This is a genomic window from Rhodococcus sp. 05-2254-2, assembly GCF_002259095.1.
Lineage (GTDB): Bacteria > Actinomycetota > Actinomycetes > Mycobacteriales > Mycobacteriaceae > Rhodococcoides.
Genome location: NZ_NOZJ01000008.1, coordinates 501476 through 524960, shown reverse-complemented (window position 1 = coordinate 524960; position 23485 = coordinate 501476). Strand labels below are relative to the sequence as shown.

The 23485-nt window shown below is 64.8% G+C and carries 25 protein-coding genes; 16 read left to right on the top strand and 9 right to left on the bottom strand.

Features of this window, described 5'->3' with window-relative positions; all coding sequences use genetic code 11:
• Position 1 precedes the first annotated feature (1 nt).
• Complete coding sequence (locus CH283_RS12620; RefSeq protein WP_141215233.1) at positions 2–1216, top strand: hypothetical protein; 1215 nt, start codon at positions 2–4, stop codon at positions 1214–1216.
• Positions 1217–1297: 81 nt separating this feature from the next.
• Positions 1298–1729: a hypothetical protein gene (locus CH283_RS12615; RefSeq protein WP_094638462.1), complete on the top strand. Its 432-nt coding sequence runs from the start codon at positions 1298–1300 to the stop codon at positions 1727–1729.
• Between the two features lie 87 nt (positions 1730–1816).
• Here CH283_RS12615 and CH283_RS12610 read toward each other — a convergent pair whose 3' ends face one another.
• A complete protein-coding gene (locus CH283_RS12610) occupies positions 1817–3523 on the bottom strand; it encodes a cutinase family protein (protein WP_176460256.1) in 1707 nt (568 codons plus the stop codon).
• 104 nt (positions 3524–3627) lie between these two features.
• Between CH283_RS12610 and CH283_RS12605 the strand changes: the two genes are divergently transcribed.
• The 7 genes from CH283_RS12605 to CH283_RS12575 are packed head-to-tail and all read left to right on the top strand — an operon-like array spanning position 3628 to position 10238.
• Positions 3628–4140 carry a GNAT family N-acetyltransferase gene (locus tag CH283_RS12605; protein WP_176460233.1) on the top strand — a complete coding sequence of 171 codons (513 nt, stop codon included), beginning with the start codon at positions 3628–3630 and terminating at the stop codon, positions 4138–4140.
• A gap of 26 nt (positions 4141–4166) precedes the next feature.
• Complete coding sequence (locus CH283_RS12600) at positions 4167–5066, top strand: hypothetical protein (protein ID WP_094638465.1); 900 nt, start codon at positions 4167–4169, stop codon at positions 5064–5066.
• On the top strand, positions 5063–7249 hold the full coding sequence (locus CH283_RS12595) for a heavy metal translocating P-type ATPase (protein ID WP_094638466.1): 2187 nt from the start codon (positions 5063–5065) through the stop codon (positions 7247–7249). Before CH283_RS12600 ends, CH283_RS12595 begins: the two co-directional genes overlap by 4 nt.
• A 43-nt stretch (positions 7250–7292) precedes the next feature.
• Positions 7293–7526 (top strand): RNA-binding S4 domain-containing protein, encoded by a 234-nt coding sequence (locus tag CH283_RS12590; RefSeq protein ID WP_068045369.1) that lies wholly within the window; start codon positions 7293–7295, stop codon positions 7524–7526.
• The gene (locus CH283_RS12585) at positions 7523–8260 is read left to right on the top strand and encodes a class I SAM-dependent methyltransferase (protein WP_094638467.1); all 738 of its coding nucleotides are present in this window, start codon (positions 7523–7525) and stop codon (positions 8258–8260) included. The genes CH283_RS12590 and CH283_RS12585 overlap by 4 nt, the downstream gene beginning before the upstream one ends.
• On the top strand, positions 8257–9774 hold the full coding sequence (locus CH283_RS12580) for an NAD(P)/FAD-dependent oxidoreductase (protein ID WP_094638468.1): 1518 nt from the start codon (positions 8257–8259) through the stop codon (positions 9772–9774). Before CH283_RS12585 ends, CH283_RS12580 begins: the two co-directional genes overlap by 4 nt.
• An 8-nt stretch (positions 9775–9782) precedes the next feature.
• On the top strand, positions 9783–10238 hold the full coding sequence (locus tag CH283_RS12575; RefSeq protein ID WP_094638559.1) for a GNAT family N-acetyltransferase: 456 nt from the start codon (positions 9783–9785) through the stop codon (positions 10236–10238).
• A gap of 293 nt (positions 10239–10531) precedes the next feature.
• On the opposite strand, the gene CH283_RS12570 is transcribed toward CH283_RS12575, so the two are convergent.
• Entirely contained in the window at positions 10532–10981 is a 450-nt protein-coding gene (locus tag CH283_RS12570; RefSeq protein WP_068045348.1) for an Hsp20/alpha crystallin family protein, read from the bottom strand.
• Positions 10982–11210: 229 nt separating this feature from the next.
• Here CH283_RS12570 and CH283_RS12565 point away from each other — a divergent pair, with 229 nt between their 5' ends.
• Both CH283_RS12565 and CH283_RS12560 read left to right on the top strand, forming a co-directional pair.
• Positions 11211–11555 (top strand): ArsR/SmtB family transcription factor, encoded by a 345-nt coding sequence (locus CH283_RS12565; protein WP_094638469.1) that lies wholly within the window; start codon positions 11211–11213, stop codon positions 11553–11555.
• Entirely contained in the window at positions 11552–12046 is a 495-nt protein-coding gene (locus tag CH283_RS12560) for an SRPBCC family protein (protein ID WP_094638470.1), read from the top strand. The genes CH283_RS12565 and CH283_RS12560 overlap by 4 nt, the downstream gene beginning before the upstream one ends.
• On the opposite strand, the gene CH283_RS12555 is transcribed toward CH283_RS12560, so the two are convergent.
• From CH283_RS12555 to CH283_RS12545, 3 genes are all read right to left on the bottom strand, one after another.
• Positions 12016–13035, bottom strand: coding sequence for a DUF5914 domain-containing protein (locus CH283_RS12555; protein WP_176460232.1), 1020 nt, complete (start codon positions 13033–13035; stop codon positions 12016–12018). The genes CH283_RS12560 and CH283_RS12555 overlap by 31 nt on opposite strands.
• A gap of 164 nt (positions 13036–13199) precedes the next feature.
• On the bottom strand, positions 13200–14345 hold the full coding sequence (locus tag CH283_RS12550) for an NAD(P)/FAD-dependent oxidoreductase (RefSeq protein WP_176460231.1): 1146 nt from the start codon (positions 14343–14345) through the stop codon (positions 13200–13202).
• Positions 14342–14677, bottom strand: coding sequence for a bifunctional 3-phenylpropionate/cinnamic acid dioxygenase ferredoxin subunit (locus CH283_RS12545; RefSeq protein WP_197477884.1), 336 nt, complete (start codon positions 14675–14677; stop codon positions 14342–14344). Before CH283_RS12545 ends, CH283_RS12550 begins: the two co-directional genes overlap by 4 nt.
• A 177-nt stretch (positions 14678–14854) precedes the next feature.
• Between CH283_RS12545 and CH283_RS12540 the strand changes: the two genes are divergently transcribed.
• From CH283_RS12540 to CH283_RS12530, 3 genes are read left to right on the top strand one after another with little or no spacing between them, the layout of a single operon-like run.
• Positions 14855–17287 carry a GcvT family protein gene (locus CH283_RS12540; RefSeq protein ID WP_094638471.1) on the top strand — a complete coding sequence of 811 codons (2433 nt, stop codon included), beginning with the start codon at positions 14855–14857 and terminating at the stop codon, positions 17285–17287.
• 1 nt (position 17288) lies between these two features.
• On the top strand, positions 17289–18440 hold the full coding sequence (solA, locus tag CH283_RS12535) for an N-methyl-L-tryptophan oxidase (RefSeq protein WP_094638472.1): 1152 nt from the start codon (positions 17289–17291) through the stop codon (positions 18438–18440).
• A complete protein-coding gene (locus CH283_RS12530) occupies positions 18437–19588 on the top strand; it encodes an aromatic ring-hydroxylating oxygenase subunit alpha (RefSeq protein ID WP_094638473.1) in 1152 nt (383 codons plus the stop codon). The genes solA and CH283_RS12530 overlap by 4 nt, the downstream gene beginning before the upstream one ends.
• On the opposite strand, the gene CH283_RS12525 is transcribed toward CH283_RS12530, so the two are convergent.
• The 3 genes from CH283_RS12525 to CH283_RS12515 are packed head-to-tail and all read right to left on the bottom strand — an operon-like array spanning position 19562 to position 21348.
• Entirely contained in the window at positions 19562–20323 is a 762-nt protein-coding gene (locus CH283_RS12525) for an IclR family transcriptional regulator (RefSeq protein ID WP_094638562.1), read from the bottom strand. The genes CH283_RS12530 and CH283_RS12525 overlap by 27 nt on opposite strands.
• An 18-nt stretch (positions 20324–20341) precedes the next feature.
• Entirely contained in the window at positions 20342–20653 is a 312-nt protein-coding gene (locus CH283_RS12520; RefSeq protein WP_068282078.1) for an AzlD domain-containing protein, read from the bottom strand.
• Positions 20650–21348, bottom strand: a complete 699-nt coding sequence (locus CH283_RS12515) for an AzlC family ABC transporter permease (RefSeq protein WP_094638474.1) — start codon at positions 21346–21348, stop codon at positions 20650–20652. The genes CH283_RS12520 and CH283_RS12515 overlap by 4 nt, the downstream gene beginning before the upstream one ends.
• A 66-nt stretch (positions 21349–21414) precedes the next feature.
• On the opposite strand from CH283_RS12515, the gene CH283_RS12510 reads away from it, so the two are divergent.
• The gene (locus CH283_RS12510; protein WP_068045319.1) at positions 21415–21972 is read left to right on the top strand and encodes a helix-turn-helix domain-containing protein; all 558 of its coding nucleotides are present in this window, start codon (positions 21415–21417) and stop codon (positions 21970–21972) included.
• A gap of 168 nt (positions 21973–22140) precedes the next feature.
• Positions 22141–22968: an SDR family oxidoreductase gene (locus CH283_RS12505; protein ID WP_094638475.1), complete on the top strand. Its 828-nt coding sequence runs from the start codon at positions 22141–22143 to the stop codon at positions 22966–22968.
• Positions 22969–23081: 113 nt separating this feature from the next.
• Here CH283_RS12505 and CH283_RS12500 read toward each other — a convergent pair whose 3' ends face one another.
• Complete coding sequence (locus tag CH283_RS12500; protein WP_094638563.1) at positions 23082–23468, bottom strand: hypothetical protein; 387 nt, start codon at positions 23466–23468, stop codon at positions 23082–23084.
• Positions 23469–23485: the final 17 nt, after the last annotated feature.

The window sequence follows — 23485 nt, the reverse complement described above, 5'->3', positions numbered from 1 at the left end:
TATGAAAGTACTGTCGATGCTCCTGGCCGGTCTTTCCGTTGGCTATTCGATCAGTGTGATGGCACTCCGAGAGCCGCTTCTGTACAACGATTTCGGCATCGGTGCGTCGGCAATTGTCGACGGTGTGGTCGTGCTCGCCATCGCAGCAGCAGCTACCGCAGTGGTGTTGGCACGCTCGGGCGGACGAGCCGCGCCCTGGATCGCGGTTGCCGCACTGCTGGTGATCGTCTTCGAATCTCTCGGCATGGCTCCGGGTTTGCTGGGCGATTGGGCGGCGGCGCTCAGCGCTGGTGTGCTGCTCGGTACGTCGGCGATCCTGGCCGCATCTCATCGGGGTGCACAGGCCGCTCTCGCGGTCGGACTCCTCGCCGCCGCGCGGGTGGGTGCCGAGCTCGGAACGCTCCTGACCAGCTCGTCCGGCCGTCAGTTCGCCTGGGAGGTCGCCGGCCCCGAGGACGCGGTGGTGCCCCAGAGGGCAGCCATCGCGGTGGTATTGGCTGTGCTCGCCGCGGTATTTCTCGTGGCCGGATATCGAACCTCGTCGGTTGCAACGTCGCAGGCGAGCACTCGAACGCTCGCGGTCGGTATCGCATTGCCTCTGGTGGCGGGCGGGTTCGGTTGGTGGGCCACCGAATACCGCGACAGCACCCTCGTGTGGTTTCTCGCGCTCGCCGGGCTGACCGTAGCGGCGCTCGTTGCTGCTTGGCTCTTACCGAAGCGCGACGGCTCGCTGATCCTCGTGTTGTTCGCCTCGTGGGCGGCCGGAGTCTCGTCATTCGATTTTGCCGACAGGTCCTACGCCTCGGTCGGTCTGACGGTGTTTCTGCTGGCCGTAGGCGGACTGATTGCCTGCCGCTTCCCGCAGATCTACCTCGGGCTTTTCGCGTTGCTGATGGTCGCGGCCGTGGATTTCGCGCAGAACATGGGCGTCGGTCTTCCCTTGTCCATCCAGCAGTGGGTGGTGCCCTTCATCGCGGCCTATGTGCTGGTGTCTGCATTGCCGACGGCACCGACCTCGTTGGCGGTCGGTATGACCGTTCCCTTCACTATGGCGTTGACAGTCACGATCTACGGGGGTAGTTACGGCCCGCTGGATTCGGCAGACGACTTCGAGTTCTTCGGTTCGTCGCAGCCGTCCGCAACCGCACTGTCGATCGGCGGCCTCGTCGTGCTCTCGGTCTGCGCGGCTGGGGTGTGGCTGCTGCGTCGCAGATAGCGGCACGCCCGAAACGCCCAACAGTCGCCGGTCTGCTCATCGGCTTGACAGGTCTGAGGACCTCGGCCGATCGTGCATCTCATGTCCGATCACAGCCGGAACACAGATCTGCCCGACGACGTCTCCGACGTGACTTTGGGTTTCTGCGTCGCCGTCGCGATGTTTCTGCCGTCGTATTTCGGCGCGACGCTCATCACCGACGCGTTGCTGGGCCGGGCAGGTCTGCCGCTGTCCCCGCTCCTGTGGCTGGTCGTAGCGGTACCTCTGGCGATTGCCATGGTGCATGTGGAAGACCGGGTCCAGAGTCGTTCTGACTGGAACCGAATCGAGTGGTTCTGGTACACCGGCGGCGTCGGTGCACTGACTCTGCCGCCGCTGGGGCTGGCGCTGCTCGCACCGCTTCCGACGTTGACCGGTCTCGACCGGGGCGGTCCGTCGATGGTGGTGTTCGTAGCAGTGGCGCTTCTGATCGTGGGCATCGTGGTCCGGGGGAAGCTGCGCGGCACGGCCTGAGTCACGGCCACTTCATGTGACAACACACGAGCCCGCCCACCGAATGAAACAGGTGGACGGGCTCGTGAGCGTTCTGCACGCACTGGACTACGGCGCAGGTACAGCCTCGGTGGTCGTGGGAACCACGGTCTCGGGTGCTGTCTCGACAGCGGTTTCGGTCGCGGTGACGCAGACCGGCGGTGCGCCCTCGGCGGGTGTCTCGCCCTCGACTGCGACCGTGCACTCGGGGGTCGTTGCCGTCTCGGTGGCGGGGGCCGGAGCCGGTGCCGGACTTTCAGCGGCCGGTGCCGGCGCAGCCGGAGCTGCCGGGGTCACGACCGGGCTGGTGGTGACAGGTGCGGTAGTCGTGGCCTTGGGGGTGGCCGTTGCCGAGGTGGTCACCGGTGCCACGATGGTTTCCACCGCTGCTCGTCCCGCCTTCTCCTGCACCTCTTTGGTCTTCACCGGCTCGCCGCGGTTGGCTTCCTCGGCGAGTTCGGTCAGCCATGCCGCGGCGTACTGCACCGAGGTCAGCGGCTTGCCGTTGGCGGCATCGGCGTCGCGCCAGTAATCGAAGTGGTGTCCCGTGCCGGGTCCCAAGGTCAGGCCGTACGGATCGTTCATGATGACCGGAACGGTGTTCTGATTGGACGAGATGAATCCGGTGATCTCGCGGAAGATCTTCTGCGGCAGGTACACGAGGTCGATCATCTGACCGGTTTCGATCGGTTCCTGCTCGCCGTCGACCTTGGCCGAGACGGGAGTCGTGACCGTGCCGGGCTTGTAGCCGGGCTCGGACACCTTGATCAGCACGTCGAGGAATGTCTCGTCGCTCTGCATCCAGTTGGGCTGCGAGGCGATGTCGTTGAAGGCGTTGACTGCGATACGTCCCAGGGCCAGTGCGAGATCTGCTCCGGTGGCGGGGGTGAGCTGCTCGTTCTGCAGTGCGTCGGCATTGACCTGACGACCGACGTTGGCGGCCAGATGAATCAGTGACGTGTTCTCCGGCAGTGCGCAGGTGAGGTCGCCGTCGGAGCAGAAGGACGCCACTCGGCCGTCGAGTGCTCCGAATCCGCCGGACGTGCCGGGCAGTGCGCCCTGTCCGGGAACTGCGGTGTTGCCGTTCTGGTACTTGGTGTCGAAGCCGTCCGGGTTGCCGAACGGGTTCTCGGCACCGGGGAACGGTCCGTCTCCCGACACGCGGCCGGCGTCGGCGAAGATGACGACTCCGACGACCTGGTTGGGATCGACGATTCCGTACGTGCCGTCGGCCGATACGACCTGGTTGCCGACCTCCATCGCGGTGCGGCGGGCAACGTCTGCGCCCTCGCTGTAGCCGACGATGGCGAATCGGGTGTCGGGGCAGGACGCCGAGATCGTCCGCATGATGGTCTGTGAGTTGGTGACGCCGGTCTGCACGGCGTTCTCGTAGCTCGCCAGGTCTGCCGGGTACTCGACGTACACCGCGGCGTAGGAGTCGGGAACCACGTTGCCGTTGTTGGGGGCTCGCACGGCCTGGTCGATCCAGTCGCTGGAGTAGTCGCCGGACATCGCTGCGGGGAGCCGCTCGCCCTCGGGGGTGGTGAGCCACTTGACGCCCTCGCGCGGGGTGTCGCCGCGACCGCCGATCGCGATGCTCACCATGTCGTAACACGTGGCCGTCGACACCAGTTCGATGGATGCTTCGGTGGTCGTGGAGGGAGTCGACCACGGTGCGGCCACAACTACTCCGGCACCGAGGGCTCCGATCGCGAACGCGCTCAACGCAACGCGCGCACGCTTCGACTTGCCAACATTCATGTTTTCGATCCCCATCATGTCCGCCCGAACTGATCCCGACTGCAGTTGCCAGTGGGTTACCCGGCATTTCGTCCTCGGGATGGTTCGCGTTACAAAGTGGATGATTTACCGTCGTGCGCATGACAATTCACCCTCGAATTACATCGATGGAATTCGACCTGTCCGACGGGTCGACGTGCGTTGTGCGTGAAGCGGTGGCGTCGGATCTCGAATCGATCGTGGCATTGCTGGTCGACGACCCGCTGGGTGTCACGCGGGAGTCCGCAGACGAGATGGATCGATATCGCGCAGCGCTGGAGGACATCTCTTCGGACCCGCGAAACCTGCAGGTCGTCGTGGTGCACGGTGACGCGGTGGTGGCAACGCTGCAACTGACCTTCGTTCCCGGGCTCTCGCGCGGAGGCGCACTGCGGGCACAGATCGAAGCAGTTCGGGTAGGCGCGCAGTGGCGCAGTCGCGGACTCGGCGGTGCGCTGATCAGGTGGGCGATCGACGAGGCCGAGCGCTGGGGATGCGCTCTGGTGCAGCTGACCTCCGACGCCAGTCGAACGGACGCTCATCGCTTCTACACCCGACTCGGCTTCGTCGACTCCCACGTCGGTTACAAGATGGCCCTCGGAACTACCGCTTAGATACCCTGGGGGGGTAGGGTAGTGCTGTGAACTCAGCACGGCAGGAACTCGACGCACCCACCAAGCTCGTCGGCTTTGTCGTCGGGATCGCGTTCCTGTTCCTGGCGGCGCTGTTCGTCGGGGACAAGATCGGACCCGACGCCCAGGCGACCCCGACCGCGTCACACACCGGTCACGACGCGCACGACGAGCCGGCTGCGGCTGCGATGCCTGCCGGGCTCCAGGCCACCCAGGACGGCTACACACTCGAGCTCGAGCGATCCGTCGTCGAGTCCGGACCGGACGTACCGGTCACCTTCACGATCAGCGAACCGGATGGGTCTGCGCTGACCGACTACGACGTCATACACACCGAGGAACTGCACCTCATCGTCGTTCGACGCGATCTGATGGATTTTCAACACGTACATCCGACGCGTGACGCGTCGGGAACATGGTCGACGGCTCTCGATCTCACCCGGCCCGGGCCCTACCGTCTGTTCGCCGACTTCACCCCGACCGGCGGCGAGAACATCACCTTGGGAGCGGAGCTGACCGTTCCCGGCGACTATCGACCGGAGCCCCTGAGTGCGCAGCCCCCGAGTACACCGAATGTGACATCGAGGGTCGACGGTTACACCGTGACGCTCGCCGGTGCAGTGACTGCGGGCGAGAACTCGACCGTCTCTCTGACTATCGATCAGAACGGACGCGAGGTCACCGACCTGGAGCCGTATCTCGGTGCCTACGGACATCTGGTGGCCCTCCGCGCCGATGACCTCGCCTACCTGCACGTCCACCCCGAGGACGGGCCTCCGGGGCCGACGGTCGACTTCACCGTCGACGCGCCGACCGCGGGAACATATGCGCTCTATCTGGACTTCCAGCACCAGGGCGTCGTCCACACAGCCGAATTCACCATCGAGGCACAGGAGGGTGGGGCATGAGCCAGGAAACGGAACTTCTCCTCGGCGGTATGACGTGCGCGTCGTGCGCCAACCGCATCGAACGCAAGCTCAACAAGCTCGACGGGGTGTCGGCGACGGTCAACTACGCCACCGAGAAGGCCCGCGTCACCAGTGACGGCGTGGCCACCGAGGACCTGATCGCAGCCGTCGAAGCCGCCGGCTACACCGCATCCTTGCCGGCTGCCGAACCGGCGGACGAACCCCCGACCGATCCGCTGAAGCAGCGATTGATCCTCTCGGCAGTGCTCAGCCTGCCGGTGATCGCAATGGCGATGGTCCCGGCGTTGCAGTTCACCAACTGGCAGTGGCTCTCGCTCACGCTGGCCGCTCCCGTCGTCGTATGGGGAGCCTGGCCCTTCCACCGCGCTGCCTGGACCAATCTGCGGCACGGCACCTCGACCATGGACACCCTCGTCAGCATGGGAACCCTTGCGGCCCTGGGGTGGTCGCTGTACGCGCTGTTCTTCGGCACCGCAGGAACGCCCGGCATGACGCATCCGTTCGAGTTCACGATCGCGCGAACGGACGGGGCGAGCAACATCTACCTCGAGGCCGCGGCAGGCGTGACCACCTTCATCCTGGCCGGACGATGGTTCGAGAGCCGATCCAAGCGTCAGGCCGGGGCGGCGTTGCGCGCCCTGATGGACCTCGGTGCCAAGACCGTTGCTGTACTGAAAGACGGCAAGGAACAGCAGATTCCGATCGAGCAGTTGGCCGTCGGCGATCTGTTCGTCGTTCGCCCGGGTGAGAAGATCGCCACCGACGGAACCGTCGACAACGGTTCCTCGGCCGTCGATCGGTCGATGCTGACCGGTGAATCCGTGCCGGAGGAAGTCGGCGTCGGCGATGCGGTGGTCGGTGCAACGGTGAACGTCGGCGGCCGAATCACGGTGCGAGCGAGCAGAGTCGGTGCCGATACTCAGTTGGCACAGATGGCGAAAGCAGTCGAGGACGCGCAGACCGGCAAGGCGCAGGCGCAGCGTTTGGCCGATCGTATCTCCGGCATATTCGTGCCGATCGTCATTGCGATCTCGGTCGCGACACTCGGATTCTGGCTCGGTGCAGGCAATTCCGCGGCAGGCGCGTTCACCGCTGCAGTCGCGGTGCTCATCATCGCGTGCCCGTGCGCGCTCGGCCTGGCCACACCCACCGCGCTGATGGTCGGCACCGGACGGGCCGCGCAACTCGGCATCCTGATCAAGGGGCCCGAGATCCTCGAATCCACCCGTCGCGTCGACACCGTCGTCCTGGACAAGACCGGCACCGTCACCACCGGTGAGATGACTCTGCAGTCGGTGCACGTGGCATACGGCGAGGACGAGGACGTGGTCCGCGCCGTGGCGGCGGCGTTGGAAGCGGGTTCGGAGCACCCCATCGCCCGAGCCATCGCGAGTGCGACCCCATCGATGACCGTCGAGGAATTCACGAGCCTCGAGGGCCTCGGGCTGCAGGGTGTCGTGGACGGCCGTGCCGCAGTGATCGGCCGTCGCTCGCTGCTGGCCGACTGGTCGATGCCACTGCCGGCGGAACTGGCCGACGCCTTCGAGACCGCCGAGAATCAGGGACGCACCGCCGTCGCGCTCGGCTGGGACGGCAGGGCTCGCGGAGTGCTTGTGATCTCCGACTCGGTCAAGCCGACCTCGAAGCAGGCCGTCGCGGAACTGCGCGCACTCGGCCTGACTCCGGTCATGCTGACCGGCGACAACGAGGCCGCCGCCCGCACGATCGCCGCCGAGGTGGGAATCGATCAGGTCATCGCCGGCGTCCTGCCGTCGGGCAAGGTCGATGCCGTCCGAGAACTGCAGGCGTCGGGCAAGGTCGTGGCGATGGTCGGCGACGGTATCAACGACGCGGCCGCGCTGGCGACGGCCGATCTGGGACTTGCGATGGGTACCGGCACCGACGTGGCGATCGAGGCAAGCGACCTGACGCTCGTGCGCGGTGACCTGCGGGCCGTCGGTGATGCCATTCGGCTCTCCCGACGCACGCTGAGCACCATCAAGGGCAACCTGTTCTGGGCGTTCGCCTACAACGTCGCTGCAATTCCGCTCGCCGCTGCGGGCCTGCTCAACCCCATGCTCGCCGGTGCCGCGATGGCGTTGTCCTCGGTGTTCGTGGTGAGCAACAGTCTCCGATTGCGCAGGTTCCGCTCCGCGATGTGACTCGTTGGTAGCAGCGAACGGCGCGCTAGTACAGGATGGAGACATGTCCGACGCACACGATGTCCCCATTCGCGACGAATCGATCAGGCTGGGTCAGTTCCTCAAGCTCGCCAACCTCATCGAATCCGGCGCCGAGGCCAAGGGCGTCATCTCCGACGGTTTGGTGAGCGTCAACGGGGACGTGGATGTGCGGCGCGGACGGCAGTTGCAGCACGGTGATGTCGTATCGGTCCAGGGTGGGCCCTCGGCCCGCGTGAGCAAGGAAGAGGCACTGTGAAGGTCGGAAAGAGCGGACTGCCGCGAAACGAAGTTCCCGGGGCATTCGACGTCGGCGCGAAGGCGTACGACCGACTTGTCGGAGCGAACCCCGGTTACCACGAGCACCTGCTCAAGTCGGCCAAGCGGCTGCGGATCCCCGATCTCGGTGCCGGCCTGCGCTTGCTCGACATCGGTTGCGGTACCGGTGCATCCACTGCCGCGTTGCTCGAAGCCGCCCCGCACGCAGAGATCGTCGCCGCCGACGCATCCGCCGAAATGCTCGAGGTCGCTCGGAGCAAGGACTGGCCTTCGAACGTGACGTTCGTGCACTCACGAGTCGAGGATCTGGCCGTGAACGGGGTCGACGGTCCGTTCGACGCGATCCTGGCTGCATACCTCATCCGGAATGTCGACGAACCCGACACCGAGCTGAAATCGCTTCTGGCGCTGCTGCGTCCGGGCTCGACCATCGCGTTCCACGAGTACTCGGTACACGATTCGCTCCGCGCCAGGATCTCCTGGAACGTGGTGAGCTGGGGCATCATCATTCCGCTCGGCTGGCTCGCGACACGCGACGCCACCCTGTACCGACACCTATGGCGCAGCGTCGTGACCTTCGACGGCGCGTCGGCCTTCATGCGACGGATGCAGCGTGCGGGCTACACCGGCGTCGCGAGAGAAACGATGACCGGGTGGCAGAACGGTGTGGTGCACACGTTCCTCGGCTCTCGTCCCAGGGAGGAAGAGCGTTGACCGACTCCAAGAAGGTCACCCATGCTGCCGCGCAGGGATATTCGGATGCCGGTCAGCTGGCTGATGTCCCGCACGTGGTGGTGGTCGGCGGCGGTATCGCAGGCCTGAGCGCCGCGACAGCACTGGCCGAGCGTGGTGTGAAGGTGCACCTGGTCGAGCGCGAGAGCTACCTCGGTGGCCGCGTCGGCGGGTGGGACACGACGCTGGAGGACGGCTCGCCCGCGACCATGAGCCGCGGCTTCCATGCGTTCTTCCGGCAGTACTACAACCTGCGAAACCTGTTGCGCCGCACAGATCCAGGGTTGTCTCGGTTGCGTCCGGTCGACGACTACCCGCTGATCGACGGCGACGGCCGGATCGACGGCTTCAAAGGGTTGCCCGACACTCCACCACTCAACGCGTTCGCGTTCGTCAAGCGCAGTCCGACGTTCCGGTGGAAGGACCTCACCGACCTCAACGGCATCGCCGCCCTGCCGCTGATGACGGTGAGTGTGCCGAAGACCTTCGACGAGCTGGACACCACTCCGGCCGCAGAGTTCCTGCGCAACATCAACTTTCCCGAGGCAGCACGGCACCTGGCCTTCGGTGTGTTCTCCCGCAGCTTCTTCGCCGATCCCGAGAAGATGTCTGCTGCCGAGCTGGCGATGATGTTCCACATCTACTTCCTCGGCTCGTCCGAGGGCCTGATCTTCGACGTTCCCCGTGACCCGTATCCACAGGCGCTGTGGGACCCGCTGGGGGAGTACCTCACCGGACTCGGAGTCGACATCAGAACCTCCACACCGTGCGGTGAGATCACCCGCGGCGGCCTGCGAAAGTTCCGCGTCGACGCGGGCGGCATCATCGACGCCGACGCGGTGGTTCTCGCCACCGACATCGCCGGATTGCAGCGTGTGCTCGAGCAGTCATCCGAGCTCGGTACGCCCGATTGGCGCAAACAGGTTGCAGCCCTGCAGAACACACCGCCGTTCCTGGTGCACCGCGTGTGGTTGAGCAAGGCCGTCAACGCCGACCGTCCCGCCTTCATCGGCACCGGAGGCATGCCCCCGATCGACAACATCAGTGTCCTCGAACGCTTCGAGGACGAAGCGGCGCAGTGGGCTGCCCGCACCGGCGGCTCCGTCGTCGAACTGCACGCTTATGCCGCCGAGGAATCCGAGGAGGTCACCAGGCAGCAGCTGATGGATCGGATGCACCAGATCTATCCGGAAACCGCTGATGCAGAGGTGATCGCCGAGCGATCCGAGTGGCGCGACGATTGCCCCATGTTCGGCCTCGGCGCGTTCGCCGAGCGGCCGACCGTCCGCACTCCGGAACCTGCTCTGGTACTTGCGGGTGACGGCATTCGTATCGATCTGCCGGTGGCGCTGATGGAACGTGCGGCCACCACAGGGCTGCAGGCCGCGAACACACTGTTGGCGAGCTGGGGCATCACCGGACACGACATCGAAACAGTGCCGACCAGTGGACGATTCAAGATGTTCGACGCCATCGAGAGACTCATGAACAGGTGACTTCGGACATGCGGATCGAGTTCGACGATCTGTCGCGTCCGGACGTGCACGCGCTACTCACCGAGCATCTCGAGGACATGCACGCCACCTCGCCTGCCGAGAGTGTGCACGCCCTCGATCTGTCGGGCCTACGCGGGCCTGGCGTTACCGTCTGGACCGCCTGGGAGGCAGATGCACTGCTGGGAATCGTTGCTTTGAAGAAGCTTTCACCCGATCATGGTGAGCTGAAGTCGATGCGCACCTCGGCGGTAGCGCGGGGACAGGGTGTGGCATCGCGGCTGCTCGGCTTCGTATTGGACCAGGCTCGAGAACGGGGCTACGTCAGGGTGAGCCTGGAGACGGGAACTCAGGACTACTTCGCCGCCGCCCGCAGATTGTATGTGCGACACGGATTCGTCGAGTGTCCGCCGTTCGCGGACTACGTGGTGGATCCATCGAGTGCGTTCTTTTCGTTGTCCCTGTAGACGTTCCGATGAGAAGGGCCGGCACCGAACACTCGGTGCCGGCCCTTCTCATCAGGCTGCGTGCTGTGTGTGCGGGTAGAGATCGTCGTCGAGAGGTACGGCTCGACACTGATCGAGCGCATCCGCCGTCGAGCATTCCCTCATGCTCGTCTCCACGCCCACAACCGTGCGCCACCAGCGCTCACGGTCGGTCGATTCTGTCCACACCACCGCCTCGGACTGCATAGTGCATCACCCCAATGGTTTTCGTGATCTCTTCGCCGGAGGGTCTGGGATGCCGGTGTGTTCTCGGATCAGGTCGATTCGTGAGCGATGGACTTCTGCTCGCCGGCAATCTCGCCATGTGCGATGTCGACCTTGCGCGGCTTCGCACGTTCTGCGAGGGGAATCGTGATCGACAGAACGCCGTTGTCGTACGACGCAGAGATGCGCTCGGTATCGACGCCGTCGCCCAGCGAGACCTGGCGACGGAACGTGCCGGCGAATCGCTCCGAGGTGATCCACTGCACGCCAGTGCTTTCCGGGGCGGATCGGTGAGCGGTGAGCGTCAACGTACCGCGATCGACGTCGACATCGATCGATCCGGGGTCGACGCCGGGCAGATCGGCACTGAGCACGTAGTGGTCGTCGACTTTGTAGAGGTCCATCGGCATGAATCGCGGGGCGCGGTCCGAACCGGAAGAGGCACCCAGCATGGCCGAGGTGAGGGAATCGACATCACGGAACGGATCGAAACGAAGCACAGCAACCACCTCCTGTACCCAGATGCACTCACCCCTGTGGTGAGTCGCTCCTCAACTGTGCAGAACAGAAATTAGCACTCTCACCCCTGGAGTGCCAAGAGGGATTTCGAAGGTTCTCAGAAATTTTTCAGATCCAATAGTGCTGTGCCGCAGTGGGCGTCGCGATCGCACGAGCTCGTTCAAACACTTAGCCCTTGCGCTAAGTATTGCGGGAGCGATAGTGTGCCTTATGGCTCAGTATTCGACCGTTCTCGACGATGTATTTCAGGCACTGGCCGACCCGACCCGGCGGGCAGTGTTGAGCAGGTTGGGATCCGGACCGGCCACGGTGGGCGAGCTCGCCGAACCGTTCGACATGACTCTCCCGTCGTTCATGAAACACATTCACCTGCTCGAGCGCAGTGGCTGGATTCGCACGCGCAAGGTGGGCCGCGTACGTGCATGCACGATCGAGCGAACCAATCTGGATGCGGCCGGTCACTGGCTGCAGGAACAACGCGCCGTCTGGGAATCCCGGACGGATCGCCTCGAAGACTTCGTCACCCGGACCTCGAATGGAAGTGAACCGCAATGACATCGATCGATCCTGCTACGGACTTGACCATTTCCCGCGTCATCAGGGCTCCACGGGCAGCAGTGTGGAGTGCGTGGACGGACCCGTCGAAGTTCGCGAAATGGTGGATTCCCGCACCGGCACTGTGTCGCGTGGATGCCTGGGATCCGAAGCCCGGCGGAGCATTCCGCACACTGATCAGTGAATCCGGCGATGCCTACGAGCCACACATGGACGGCTGCTTTCTCGCCGTCGACGACGGTGAGCGCATCGTCTTCACCAACTCGCTCGTCGAGGGCTGGCGGCCGGCACAGCAATTGTTCATGACCGCGGTGATCACCCTCTCCGACCACCCCGACGGAACCGATTACCACGCCCACGTGATGCACCGCAATGAAGAAGACCGAAAGATGCACGAGGAGTACGGCTTCCACGACGGCTGGAGCACCGTCATCGCACAACTCGCCGAGTTCGTCGAGGGTCAGGCGCGGCCCTGCGACCGCAACTCGTAGCGGCGCTCGGCGTAGTCGAGGTCGTCCTTCCACAGCCGTGCAGCAGTGAAGTTCATCGCCGGCCGCAACAGACCGGATGCCTTGCGTGCCATCTGGAATCCCGGACGATCCGAGCTGGCGATCGTGGCCTCGATGACGGCGGTGCGCGGTGTGCCGTCGGCTGCGGGAGCGAGCGGCGTCGCATGCGTTTCGACGACGCTGCCCGCTCCTTCACCGTCGAGAATGCGCATGACGATGGTGCGGGGACCGGGACAGACGAACTCGGCCCGCACCGGAACTCCGACGCCCCGGCTGACACGGAAGGTCACGTCGACGAGGAAGCGGTCGTCCTCGTCGGGCACATCGATGTCGGTGGGCGCGCTGACGACCTTCAGTCTCGCGAACGAGTACGGGTGGAACCACGCACCGTGCCAGGGGTCGAGTCGATTGGCGATGATGTCGTCGGGCTCGCACTTGCCGACGAGGGTGACCACTCCGGCGATGGCAGTCGAGGCCGGCGGGCGGATCGGGACCACGGGGACGGGCGTCGGCTCCTCACCGCCGAGCTCGTCGAGACGAACCCACACCAGAACCCCGTCGTCGAATGCGGGAACCGGACGCCAACCGGGCTTGCCCTTCGGCCCGAGCGCAAGACCGTGCCAGCGGCAGACCAACGTGTCGCATTCGATCTTCGCGGTGTCCAACGCGGCACCGAGATGCGGACATGCGCCCGGCCCGATGTGCACCTTGCCTGCCGAGTCACGCCACGCGACCAGTTCGGTGGTGCCCACGTAGCGGCCGAACGGCTTGTCGGCCTTGACGTCGCGACTGGCAGCGAACACGAACCAATTGCCCGAGGTCCGCGTCTTCGCACGCTTCAAAGCAGACTCGATGACCTGCGGATTCGCGCCCTTCCAGGTGGGCTCCTGCTTGGCCCACGACTCCGACGGCAGCGGCTGCAACGGCATCGTCTTCGGCCAACGTCGTCGTACTGCATCCAGCGCGGTCATTGTTGCTCCCAAAGTCGACAATCGATTCCCGTGTTCTTTCACCATTGTTCCCGTTCGTGGGTACTCAATGTGACATCTGGTGGCCTTTTCGGGGGTCAATGTCACATCGAGTGGACTCGGGGAGCGGTTGCGGGAGGGTGTCGGCGGAGGGGAAGTGTGGATGCTCAGGTCACCAGGTTCGCGGTATCGACTACCTGGCGACGCCATTTGCCGAATGATCGGGGCGAGGACACTGCGAGTACGGCGACCGGGTGATTGTCTTGTCGGTAGAGCGCGACGAAGGGTCCGGTGGCGGGGTCGCCTTCCACGATTTCGGCGACGCAGTGGGGTTCGTGGTGTCCGGCGAATTGGATTCGTGCGGCGTATTGGTCCGACCACACGTACGGCAGTCCGGTGAATCTCTTGGACCCACCGGTGAGGAGCGCTTCGACGGCGACGGCCGGTCGGGTGGCGGCGGAGGTCCAGTGTTCGTCGCGTCGAATCACCCCCGCGGCATCTCGCACCGCAGCGCAGTCGCCGACGGCAAGCACAGCCGGGTTCGAGGTGATGCCGCGCTGATCGGTCACCACCCCGCCGCAGATCTCCAGTTCGGACCCATCGAGCCAGCCGACGTTGGGCACCGAGCCCACTCCGAGCACGACCACGTCGGACTCTATCGTCGTGCCGTCCGCCAATTCCACCGCACGCACCCGCCCCGCCTCGACGCCGAATCCGGCCACCGACACCCCGGTCAGTAGCGTCGCACCGGCGTTTCGATGCCACCCGGCGATCAGTGAGCCCAGCTCACTACCGAACACGCGGGCAAGCGGAGCCTTCGAGGCCTCGACGACTGTCACCGACGCACCCAGTCCCACTGCAGTGGAGGCCACTTCGCTGCCGATGAATCCGGCACCGACCACCGTGACTCGAACTCCGGGCACCAACGAACTCCGCAGAGCCAGCGCATCGTCGAGGCTGCGGAGCACATGAATCCCGTCGACGCCGATGGTCCCCGGCAGGCGGATGGCGGATGCACCCGTCGCGATCACCACGGCATCCGCCGTCACATCGCCGGAGACGGTGGATACCGTCGTCCCCGACAGGCCCGTCGCCGCGCATCCGAGTCGCCAGTCGAGATCGAGGTCGTCGACGTCCAGCGATACGGCCGATTCGTCGCCGAGCAGAAAAGTCTTGGACAACGGGGGACGGTCGTACGGCCGGTGCACCTCGTCGCCGATCATCGTGATGCGGCCGTCGAAACCCTGATCACGCAGGGCCCTGGCCGCGGCGACTCCGGCGAGTGAGGCACCGACCACCGTCACCGATTTCACGGGGTGACCGCGATGCGGATGACCCCGTCCTCGACGTGTACGGCGTGCGTTCGCACGGGAACCTTGGCGGGTGCGCCTAGTGCCGCACCGGTGCGGAGATCGAAACATGCTGTGTGCAAGGGGCATTCGACGGCGCAGCCTTCGACCCAGCCTTCGGACAAAGAGGCGTCCTGATGGGTGCAGGTGTCGTCGATGGCGAAGAACTCACCCTCGACGTTGAAGATCGCGATCGGCGGTGCTCCGGCCGGGGTGACGCGTAAGGCCTCGCCGTCGGGGAGATCCTCGGCGCGACCGACGTCGAGCAGGACGCGGGTGGAGAACGTTGCGGTCATGGTCGGGCCTCCGGGGACCTGAGGGTGTGCAGTGCTCGTGTTGTACCCAGCGTGAGATCGCCCCGTTGCGGCGATGGAACGCTCGAGTTTCGATCGTGTGAATCTGTTGCGCTATACGAAGTGCAGTTCGTATTGTGCAACTAAATCAACTCGACGTACACCCCCTAGGAGCGTGTCATGTCCTCGAGCATCCCGAGGGTTGTGATCGTCGGTGCCGGAATCGTCGGCTGCAGCCTCGCCGACGAACTCACCGCGCGCGGCTGGACGGACGTCACAGTCCTGGACAAGGGCCCGCTACCGCTCACCGGCGGTTCCACCTCGCATGCGCCGGGCCTGGTGTTCGCCACCAACTCCTCCCGATCGATGTCGCGCTTCGCGGCCTACACGGCGTCGAAGTTCAAGAAGCTCGGCTGCTTTCTCGACGTCGGCGGACTGGAAGTGGCGACGACGCCGGAGCGCGTCGACGAGCTGCATCGACGCCACGGCTTCGCGTCGTCCTGGGGACTGACGTCGGAAGTGGTGGACGCCGAGCGATGCCTCGAGCTCTACCCCTTGCTCGACGGCAGCCGAGTCCTCGCCGGTTTGTTCACACCGGACGACGGGCTGGCCAAGGCCGTCAAGGCCGGCGCGACGCAGGCCGAGCGAGCCACCGCCCTCGGCGCGCGCTTCATCGGCGGCATGGAGGTCACGTCGATAGACCAGAGCAACGGCCGAGTCACGGCCGTGCGTGCGGGCGAGCACACGTTCGAGGCCGACATCGTGGTCTGCTGTGCCGGGTTCTGGGGGCCTGAGCTCGGTGACCTCCTCGGCATGCAGGTACCCCTGCAGCCGCTGGCGCATCAGTACGCACACACCACGGCACTGGACCTGCCCTCGCGTCGAGCCGGAACCGAGGCCACGCTGCCCATCCTCCGGCATCAGGACGAGCGGTTGTACTACCGCGAGCACGGCGACCATCTCGGCATCGGCTCGTACCACCATCGGCCGATGCCCGTCGATTCGCGCGACCTCGGATCGAGCGAGAACGTGACCGCACAGAACATGCCGTCGTCGATGCCCTTCACCGAGGCCGATTTCGCCGACGCCTGGCAGCGCAGTACCGAGCTGATTCCCACGCTCGGAGGAGTGAAGGTAGAACACGCGTTCAACGGCATCTTCTCCTTCACCCCGGATGGAGCGCCGATCGTCGGCGAATCTCGAGATGTCCAGGGACTGTGGGTATCCGAGGCGATCTGGGTGACGCATTCTGCCGGCGTGGCGAAATCGCTTGCCGAGCAGATGATCACCGGCCATAGCGAGATCGACATGCACGAGTGCGATCTGTACCGATTCGAGAAGACCGACCTGGTGCCGTCCAACGTCGCGCGGACGAGCGCGCAGAACTTCGTCGAGGTCTACGACATCATTCACCCGCTTCAGCCGAAGGTGGAACCACGACCACTGCGAGTGAGTCCGTTCTACGGCCGCCAGCAGGAACTCGGCGCGATGTTTCTCGACGGTGCCGGCTGGGAGCGGCCGCACTGGTACGAATCGAACAGTGTTCTGCTCGAACAACTTCCGGAGCAGTGGCAGGCACCCAAGCGCGAGCCGTGGTCGGCGCAGCTCTGGTCGCCGGTCAGCGCTGTCGAGGCCTGGCGCACTCGTGAAGCCGTCGCGATGTACGACATGACGCCGCTACGACGCCTCGAGGTCGGCGGACCCGGTGCACTCGCGCTGCTGCAGAAGTTGACGACCAACCAGCTGGACAAGAAGGTCGGCAGCGTCACCTATGCCCTGATGCTCGACGCGACCGGCGGAATCCGGAGCGACGTGACGGTGGCGCGGGTGGCCGTGGATCGTTTCCAGGTGGGAGTGAACGGCCCGCTCGACGAGGACTGGATGCTCCGCCATGCCGGGAGCGATGTCTACGTTCGCGATATCACCGGTGCGACAGCCTGTATCGGACTGTGGGGGCCGCTGGCCCGAGAGGTGCTGGCACCCCTCACCTCGGCCGACATCTCGCATTCGGGTCTGAAGTATTTCAACGGCAGAGCGATCGCTGTGGGCGGAGTCGACGTCCTGGCGCTGCGACTGTCCTATGTGGGCGAGCTCGGCTGGGAGCTCTACACCGACGCCGATACCGCACTGCGCCTGTGGGACACGCTGTGGGAGGCCGGGCAGGCGCACGGCGTCGTGGCCGCGGGACGGAGTGCGTTCAACAGCCTCCGGCTCGAGAAGGGCTACCGGTCGTGGGGTACCGACATGACGACCGAACACGATCCGTATCAGGCGGGGCTCGGGTTTGCGGTGCGAAAAGCAAAGGGCGACTTCATCGGAGCCTCGGCGCTGCAGGAAGAACGCGGCGGTCCGGTGTTGACCTGCCTGACGTTGGACGACCCGTCGCACGTGGTGATGGGCAAGGAGCCGGTCTTGATCGACGGTACCGTGGCGGGCTACGTCACCAGTGCCGCCTACGGCTACACGATCGGCAAGACGGTGGCCTACGCCTGGCTACCGGCAGGGCTGCAACCCGGCGATCACGTTGCAGTGCAGTACTTCCGTGACCTACTACCCGCGACGGTCATGGCCGAACCGCTGGTGGATCCCGATATGAACAAGATCAGGTGTTGATATGACCTATGACGTGATCGTCCTCGGTATCGGCGGCATGGGCAGCGCCGCCGCCTGTCACCTCGCCCGACGCGGACAGCGGGTGCTGGGTATCGACCAGTTCGGTCCCGCGCATGCGCTGGGATCGAGTCACGGTGGCTCCCGCATCTACCGGCAGTCGTACTTCGAGGACCCGGCCTACGTACCGTTGCTCCTGCGCGCGTACGAACTGTGGCACGACCTCGCCTCGGACAGTGGACGGGACGTGTTCACCGAAACCGGAGGCCTCTATGTGGGAAGGCCGGACGGGCTCACGTTCGGCGGTAGCCTGCGTGCCTCGGAGAAGTGGGGTCTGAAGCACGATGTTCTCGACCCCACCGAGGCGCAGCGGCGCTTCCCGACGGTACGGCTGCAGCCCGACGAGTTCGCCCTCTTCGAGGAGAAGGCGGGAATCGCGCGACCGGAGACGACGGTCGCCGCGCATCTCGATCTGGCCGAGGCTGCGGGTGCCGAACTGCGATACGACGAGAAGGTGCTCGGTTGGGAATCCACCGACTCCTCGGTGACCGTCACGACGGTCGCCGGCACGTACACCGCTGGTGCACTGGTCATCTCACCGGGAGCGTGGGCACCGAAGCTGCTGGCCGAGATCGGCGTACCGATGGTGGTCGAACGGCAGGTGATGCACTGGATCACCCCGGAGTCCGGTGAAGCACCGTTCGACAGTTCGCACCACCCGGTCTACATCTGTGGCGACGGGCCGGATCAGATCTACGGCTTTCCGGCCATCGACGGGGAGGGCGGCGGCGTGAAGATCTCGTTCTTCCGCGCCGGAACGCCGTGCGATCCCGACACCATCGATCGCACAGTGCATCCCGAGGAGATCGCACGACTGCAGCAGCGCATCGTCACCACGTTTCCGGCGCTGTCCGGGCCACACCTGGACGCCAGGACGTGCATGTACACCACGACACCCGACGAGCACTTCGTTGTCGCCAAGCACCCGGACCACGCGAATGTGACGGTGGCGTGCGGGTTCTCGGGGCACGGCTTCAAGTTCGTTCCGGTGATCGGAGAAGTCCTCGCGGACCTCGCGATCGACGGCGAGACGAAGCACCCGATCGCGCTGTTCGATCCCGCCCGATCGATTGCCGACCAGGTGGTGTCGGCATGACGATGCTGGAGCCGGAGTTGGATCCCGAGCCGACCTTACTTCCCACGTTGGGAGGTGACACCTACGTCGATCCGGCATATTTCGTCCGCGAGCAGGATCGGATATTCGAGCAGATGTGGTTCTGTGCCATCAGGTCGGACGACATCGTCGAGCCGGGCAACTTCCGGACGGTTCAAATCGGGCGAGAGTCGGTTCTGATCAGTCGCAATCGAAAGGGCGGTGTGACCGCGTTCTTCAACATCTGCCGTCATCGCGGCGCGACACTGTGCACCGAGGAGTCGGGAACGGTGCGTCGAAACTTCCAATGCCCCTATCACGCATGGACGTACGACCTCGACGGGAAACTGATCGCAGCTCCGAACCTGATCGACATGCCGATGATCGACCGGGTGGAGTACGGGCTGCGAAAGGTGCACGTTCGGGAATGGCTCGGGTACGTCTGGGTGTGCGTGGCCGAGGATGTGCCGTCGTTCGAGGACACGGTGCAGGGTGATGTTCGCGAACGGCTCGGCGGTGTGGGTGCCATCGACTCGTACGACATGGACTCGCTCGCCCTGGGGCGTCGGATCGTCTACGACGTCAAGGCCAACTGGAAGCTCATCGTCGAGAACTTCATGGAGTGCTATCACTGCGCAACGATTCACCCCGAGCTCACCGAGGTGCTTCCGGAGTTCGCCGATGGCATGGCAGCGCAGACGTACGTGGGCCACGGTGCCGAGTTCGGCAGCGACATAGCCGGTTTCACGGTCGACGGCTCCCATGGGTTCGACGCCCTCGACGGTGTGAGCGAGGACCGTGATCGACGGTACTACGCGATCACGATCAGGCCGACGGTGTTCGTCAACCTGGTTCCCGATCACGTCATCATCCATCGGATGTTCCCGATGTCTGCGGATCGGACGGTCGTCGAATGCGATTGGCTCTATGCCCCTGCGGTGGTGGCAGATCCGCACAGTGCGGCGACGATGGACAAGTCGGTGGAGCTGTTCCATCGCGTCAACGAGCAGGATTTCGAGGCGTGCGAGCGGTGTCAGCCGGCGATGTCGTCACGGATGTATCGCGACGGAGGCGTGCTGGTGCCGGCCGAGCATCACATCAGGGTGTTCCACGACTGGGTCGGATCACGCGTGTCCGGACCAGCCCAATAGCGTCGAAACGCGCTGCGCAGCAGCGAGAACGGATACCCCTGCCGCCGAGAGGCGGTCCTCGTCCAGTCGATAGGCGGGACCCGAGACGGTGATCGCACCTACCGCGGAACCGTCATAGCTGATGATGGTGGCTGCTGTCGCGTTGAGTCCGATCTCCAACTCTTCACGGGCGTAGGCGATTCCGGTGGCACGGACCGTCTCGATCTCGTCGAGCAGATCGGCCTTGGTGGTGATGGTGTTCGCGGTGAACAGTTCGAGATGACCGTCGACGCCGGCTTTGAGGAGCGAGTCGTCGTACGCCATCAGGGCTTTCCCGCTCGACGTCGCGTGCAGAGCCGACCTTTCGCCGAGCCAGTTGTGACTGATGATCGACGAGCCGCCCCGCACCTGATCGATGTTGACCGTGACGTTTCCGTCGGGCACAGCGATGTTGACGGTCTCGCCGATGGTGTCTGCGAGTTCCTGCAGGATCGGTCGGGCTATGCGGGTGATGTCGAGTTGAGCGGATACGGATGTGGCGAGGCGGATCAGGCCGATGCCCAGGCGATACTTGCCGCGTTCACCCGGTTGCTCGACGAGTCGGCGAAATTCCAGTGCGCTGAGCAGGCGAAAGGCCGTGGACTTGTGGACCTCGAGGTGCGCCGCAACGTCTTGAACCCCGGATTCGCCGTGGTCGGCCAGGTATTCGAGCACCTCGATCGCACGGTCGACGGACTGGACAGGGGACTCGGACACCACCCCAGTCTTGCAGACTCAGCTGACGCCGACCCATCGAAGTCCCGCAGTGGTGGCAGCCGCGGCGAGAACGATGACGACGAACGGCGCTCGTCGCCAGGCAAGTACGGCGGCAACGGCGACTCCTGCGGGCAACGCGAATCCGGCGAAGTCCTTGCCCACGAGGAGGGTCGATGTGGCGACCAGTGCCACGAAGATGACGGCGACGGCAGTGGTCATCGCCTTGTCGATCCGGGGTGAGATGGCGACTCGGGTTCTCAGTGCCGGACCGGCGATGCGGAGCGCGTAGGTGCCGATGACCAGTGCGAGCAGGGGAATCGTGAGGTTCATGCGGATTCCTTCTGTGCAACAGGAGTATTGGAGAGCATGACCGGTACGACGGCGACCAGTGCCAAGAGCACGGGTAGTCCGCTGGGCAGAAACATCGAGGCGACGAGCGCAATGCATGCTCCGACGAGGGCTGCGTTGCGGGTGGCCCGGTCTCGGAGCGCGGGCATGATCAGTCCCAGCAGGATCGCCGGGAATGCGGCATCGAGACCGAGTGCGGCGGTATCGGTGATCGCACCGCCGCCGAGCGTGCCGATGACGACGCCGATGTTCCAGGTGACGAACAGTCCGATCCCGCACAGCCAGAACGCTGTTCGACGGCTGCCCTCGTCCTTCTCGGCAACGCTGAAGGCGACTGCCTCGTCGGTGATGAGGTGGGTGCCGAGCAGTCGCTTGACCGGCGACAGGTTCTGAAAGACCTCGCCGACGGAGAAGCCGAGCGGCACCAGTCGAGTGTTGGCGAGCAACGCGCTGGCGACGGCGGCAACGGGATTGCCGCCTGCCGCCAGAATGCCGACGAAGATGAACTGGGACGACCCGGCGAAGACCACCAGTGACATCACGACCGGCAGCCAAAGGGGCAGACCCGCTGCCACCGAGATGGCACCGAACGATGCCCCGACCAGAGCGTCGGCCAGGCAGACCAACGCGATGTCGCGGATGTTGACCCCGGGAAGGGTTCGCCATGTCGAACGCATGGTCGTTATAGTGGACGATGTTAGGCTGTTCGTCAAATCAAACGAACGTACCGATGGAGTGAACGAATGGCGGATACCGGTCCACCGATCGCGGCAATAGCTGCCGCTCTCCAGCAGGAACGACGACGCGTGGGGCTTTCGCTCGCAGAAGTTGCGCGTCGTGCAGGGATTGCGAAATCGACTCTGTCGCAGCTCGAATCGGGTACCGGGAACCCGAGCCTCGAAACTCTCTGGGCGCTCAGCGTCACCCTGGACGTGCCGTTCTCCAGGTTGGTCGAGCCCGCGAAGCAATCGGTCCGCCTGATTCGTGCGGGGGAGGGTCCGAGATTCGCGTCGGACAGAGCGGACTACACAGCGACGCTGCTGGCGTCGTCTCCACCGAACGCTCGACGGGACATCTACCTGATCAGCGCCGACGTCGGTGAACCGAGGCGCTCGGACCCACACTCGCCGAATGTCGTCGAGCATGTGGTGCTCAGCGCGGGACGGGCGATGGTGGGCCCGATGGGGGAGGCCGTCGAACTGGTGCCGGGCGACTACGTTGCCTACCCCGGCGACGTGCCGCACATCTTCGAGGCCCTGGAGCCGAACACCATGGCAGTGATGATCACCGAACACAGCTGACGTAGGGGGAATAGTCGGCGGGCATGCCTCGTTGGACTCTTTCGACGGCGTTCGCTTGGCAAGCCCCGGGCCTCACCCCATTTGTCGCTTCGAGCGACCACTCGCCGAGAGGCGTTTGCAGCGGACGTCGTCCCTACTTTTGTCCGCACATGGAGAGGGACAGGATTCATGGCACCGAAGACGTGGTTCATCACCGGCACATCCAAGGGATTCGGACGCGAGTGGGCCATCGCGGCCCTCGAACGCGGAGACCGGGTGGCAGCAACGGCTCGCAACACCGACACGCTGAAGGATCTCGTCGAGCAGTACGGGGACGCGATTCTGCCGATCGAACTCGACGTGAACGACCGGGCGGCCGACTTCGCGGCCGTGCAGCAGGCTCACGAGACGTTCGGCTCACTCGACATCGTGATCAACAACGCCGGCTACGGCCAGTTCGGCATGATCGAGGAACTGTCCGAAGAGGACGCCCGCGCGCAGATCGAGACCAACGTCTTCGGTGCGCTGTGGGTGACCCAGGCCGCACTGCCGTTCATGCGTGCGCAGGGCAGCGGCCACATTCTGCAGGTGTCGTCCATCGGCGGCATTTCCGCGTTCCCGAACGTCGGTGCGTACCACGCCTCCAAATGGGCCCTGGAAGGATTCAGCCAGGCACTGGCGCAGGAGGTCGAAGACTTCGGCATTCACGTCACGCTGATCGAGCCGGGCGGATTCTCCACCGACTGGTCCGGCCCGTCTGCGAAGAAGTCCACCGACATCGCCGCATACGACCCGGTTCGGGACAAAGCCACGAAGCTGCGCAGCGCCCGGCAGGCGACTCCCGGTGATCCGAGTGCAACGCGGTCGGCTCTGCTGAAGGTCGTCGACGCCGAGAAGCCGCCGCTGCGAGTCTTTTTCGGCGAGGCTCCGCTGGAGATCGCGACGAAGGACTACGAATCGCGACTCGCGAGCTGGCGCGAATGGCAGCCCGTGGCCGTCGAGGCACACGGAGGCTGACCAGCCCGCACCTGAGCGTTCACCGTCGCATCCGATCAGCGACTTCCCGCGCATCGATGTCGATGGTGAACTGTCAGGTCAGGTTGGAGCCACCCCTTTCGCGTTGCGGTCGATCAGTTCTCCGGAGTCAGCGCAGTGATGTTCGCCGACGTTCGCTCATCGGTGTCGGACGTCTCTTGAAAGTAGCGACGGAAAAGCATCCGCATCGATTCGATGACGTCGATGTGCTGCTGAAGAATGATGTCGAGAGAGCGATCTGTGCCGGTGGCCAGGCTGAGAAACTTCGCCTGCAGATCCTGAGCGGACTTGAGGTCGCCCCAGGATGTCGTCATGCTCAGCTTCGTCGCGTCAATTTTCATTTTGTCGAGGTGCGCAAGGTAGGCGGCACAGGCCGCATCGCATTTCGCGGCAACGTCGGCGGGAATGGTGACAGTGCCGTCGTCGGCTTGGGCATTGAGATCTCGCCAGTACGCAATCAGGTCCGGCTGTGAATCGGTCACGGTTTCGGCATCCTTCA

Coding starts and splice junctions, on each gene's coding strand:
- CH283_RS12620 (WP_141215233.1), top strand. CDS start 2: ATGAAAGTACTGTCGATGCTCCTGGCCGGTCTTTCCGTTGGCTATTCG.
- CH283_RS12615 (WP_094638462.1), top strand. CDS start 1,298: ATGTCCGATCACAGCCGGAACACAGATCTGCCCGACGACGTCTCCGAC.
- CH283_RS12610 (WP_176460256.1), bottom strand. CDS start 3,523: ATGGGGATCGAAAACATGAATGTTGGCAAGTCGAAGCGTGCGCGCGTT.
- CH283_RS12605 (WP_176460233.1), top strand. CDS start 3,628: ATGACAATTCACCCTCGAATTACATCGATGGAATTCGACCTGTCCGAC.
- CH283_RS12595 (WP_094638466.1), top strand. CDS start 5,063: ATGAGCCAGGAAACGGAACTTCTCCTCGGCGGTATGACGTGCGCGTCG.
- CH283_RS12590 (WP_068045369.1), top strand. CDS start 7,293: ATGTCCGACGCACACGATGTCCCCATTCGCGACGAATCGATCAGGCTG.
- CH283_RS12575 (WP_094638559.1), top strand. CDS start 9,783: ATGCGGATCGAGTTCGACGATCTGTCGCGTCCGGACGTGCACGCGCTA.
- CH283_RS12565 (WP_094638469.1), top strand. CDS start 11,211: ATGGCTCAGTATTCGACCGTTCTCGACGATGTATTTCAGGCACTGGCC.
- CH283_RS12560 (WP_094638470.1), top strand. CDS start 11,552: ATGACATCGATCGATCCTGCTACGGACTTGACCATTTCCCGCGTCATC.
- CH283_RS12555 (WP_176460232.1), bottom strand. CDS start 13,035: ATGACCGCGCTGGATGCAGTACGACGACGTTGGCCGAAGACGATGCCG.
- CH283_RS12545 (WP_197477884.1), bottom strand. CDS start 14,677: ATGACCGCAACGTTCTCCACCCGCGTCCTGCTCGACGTCGGTCGCGCC.
- CH283_RS12540 (WP_094638471.1), top strand. CDS start 14,855: ATGTCCTCGAGCATCCCGAGGGTTGTGATCGTCGGTGCCGGAATCGTC.
- solA (WP_094638472.1), top strand. CDS start 17,289: ATGACCTATGACGTGATCGTCCTCGGTATCGGCGGCATGGGCAGCGCC.
- CH283_RS12530 (WP_094638473.1), top strand. CDS start 18,437: ATGACGATGCTGGAGCCGGAGTTGGATCCCGAGCCGACCTTACTTCCC.
- CH283_RS12520 (WP_068282078.1), bottom strand. CDS start 20,653: ATGAACCTCACGATTCCCCTGCTCGCACTGGTCATCGGCACCTACGCG.
- CH283_RS12515 (WP_094638474.1), bottom strand. CDS start 21,348: ATGCGTTCGACATGGCGAACCCTTCCCGGGGTCAACATCCGCGACATC.
- CH283_RS12510 (WP_068045319.1), top strand. CDS start 21,415: ATGGCGGATACCGGTCCACCGATCGCGGCAATAGCTGCCGCTCTCCAG.
- CH283_RS12505 (WP_094638475.1), top strand. CDS start 22,141: ATGGCACCGAAGACGTGGTTCATCACCGGCACATCCAAGGGATTCGGA.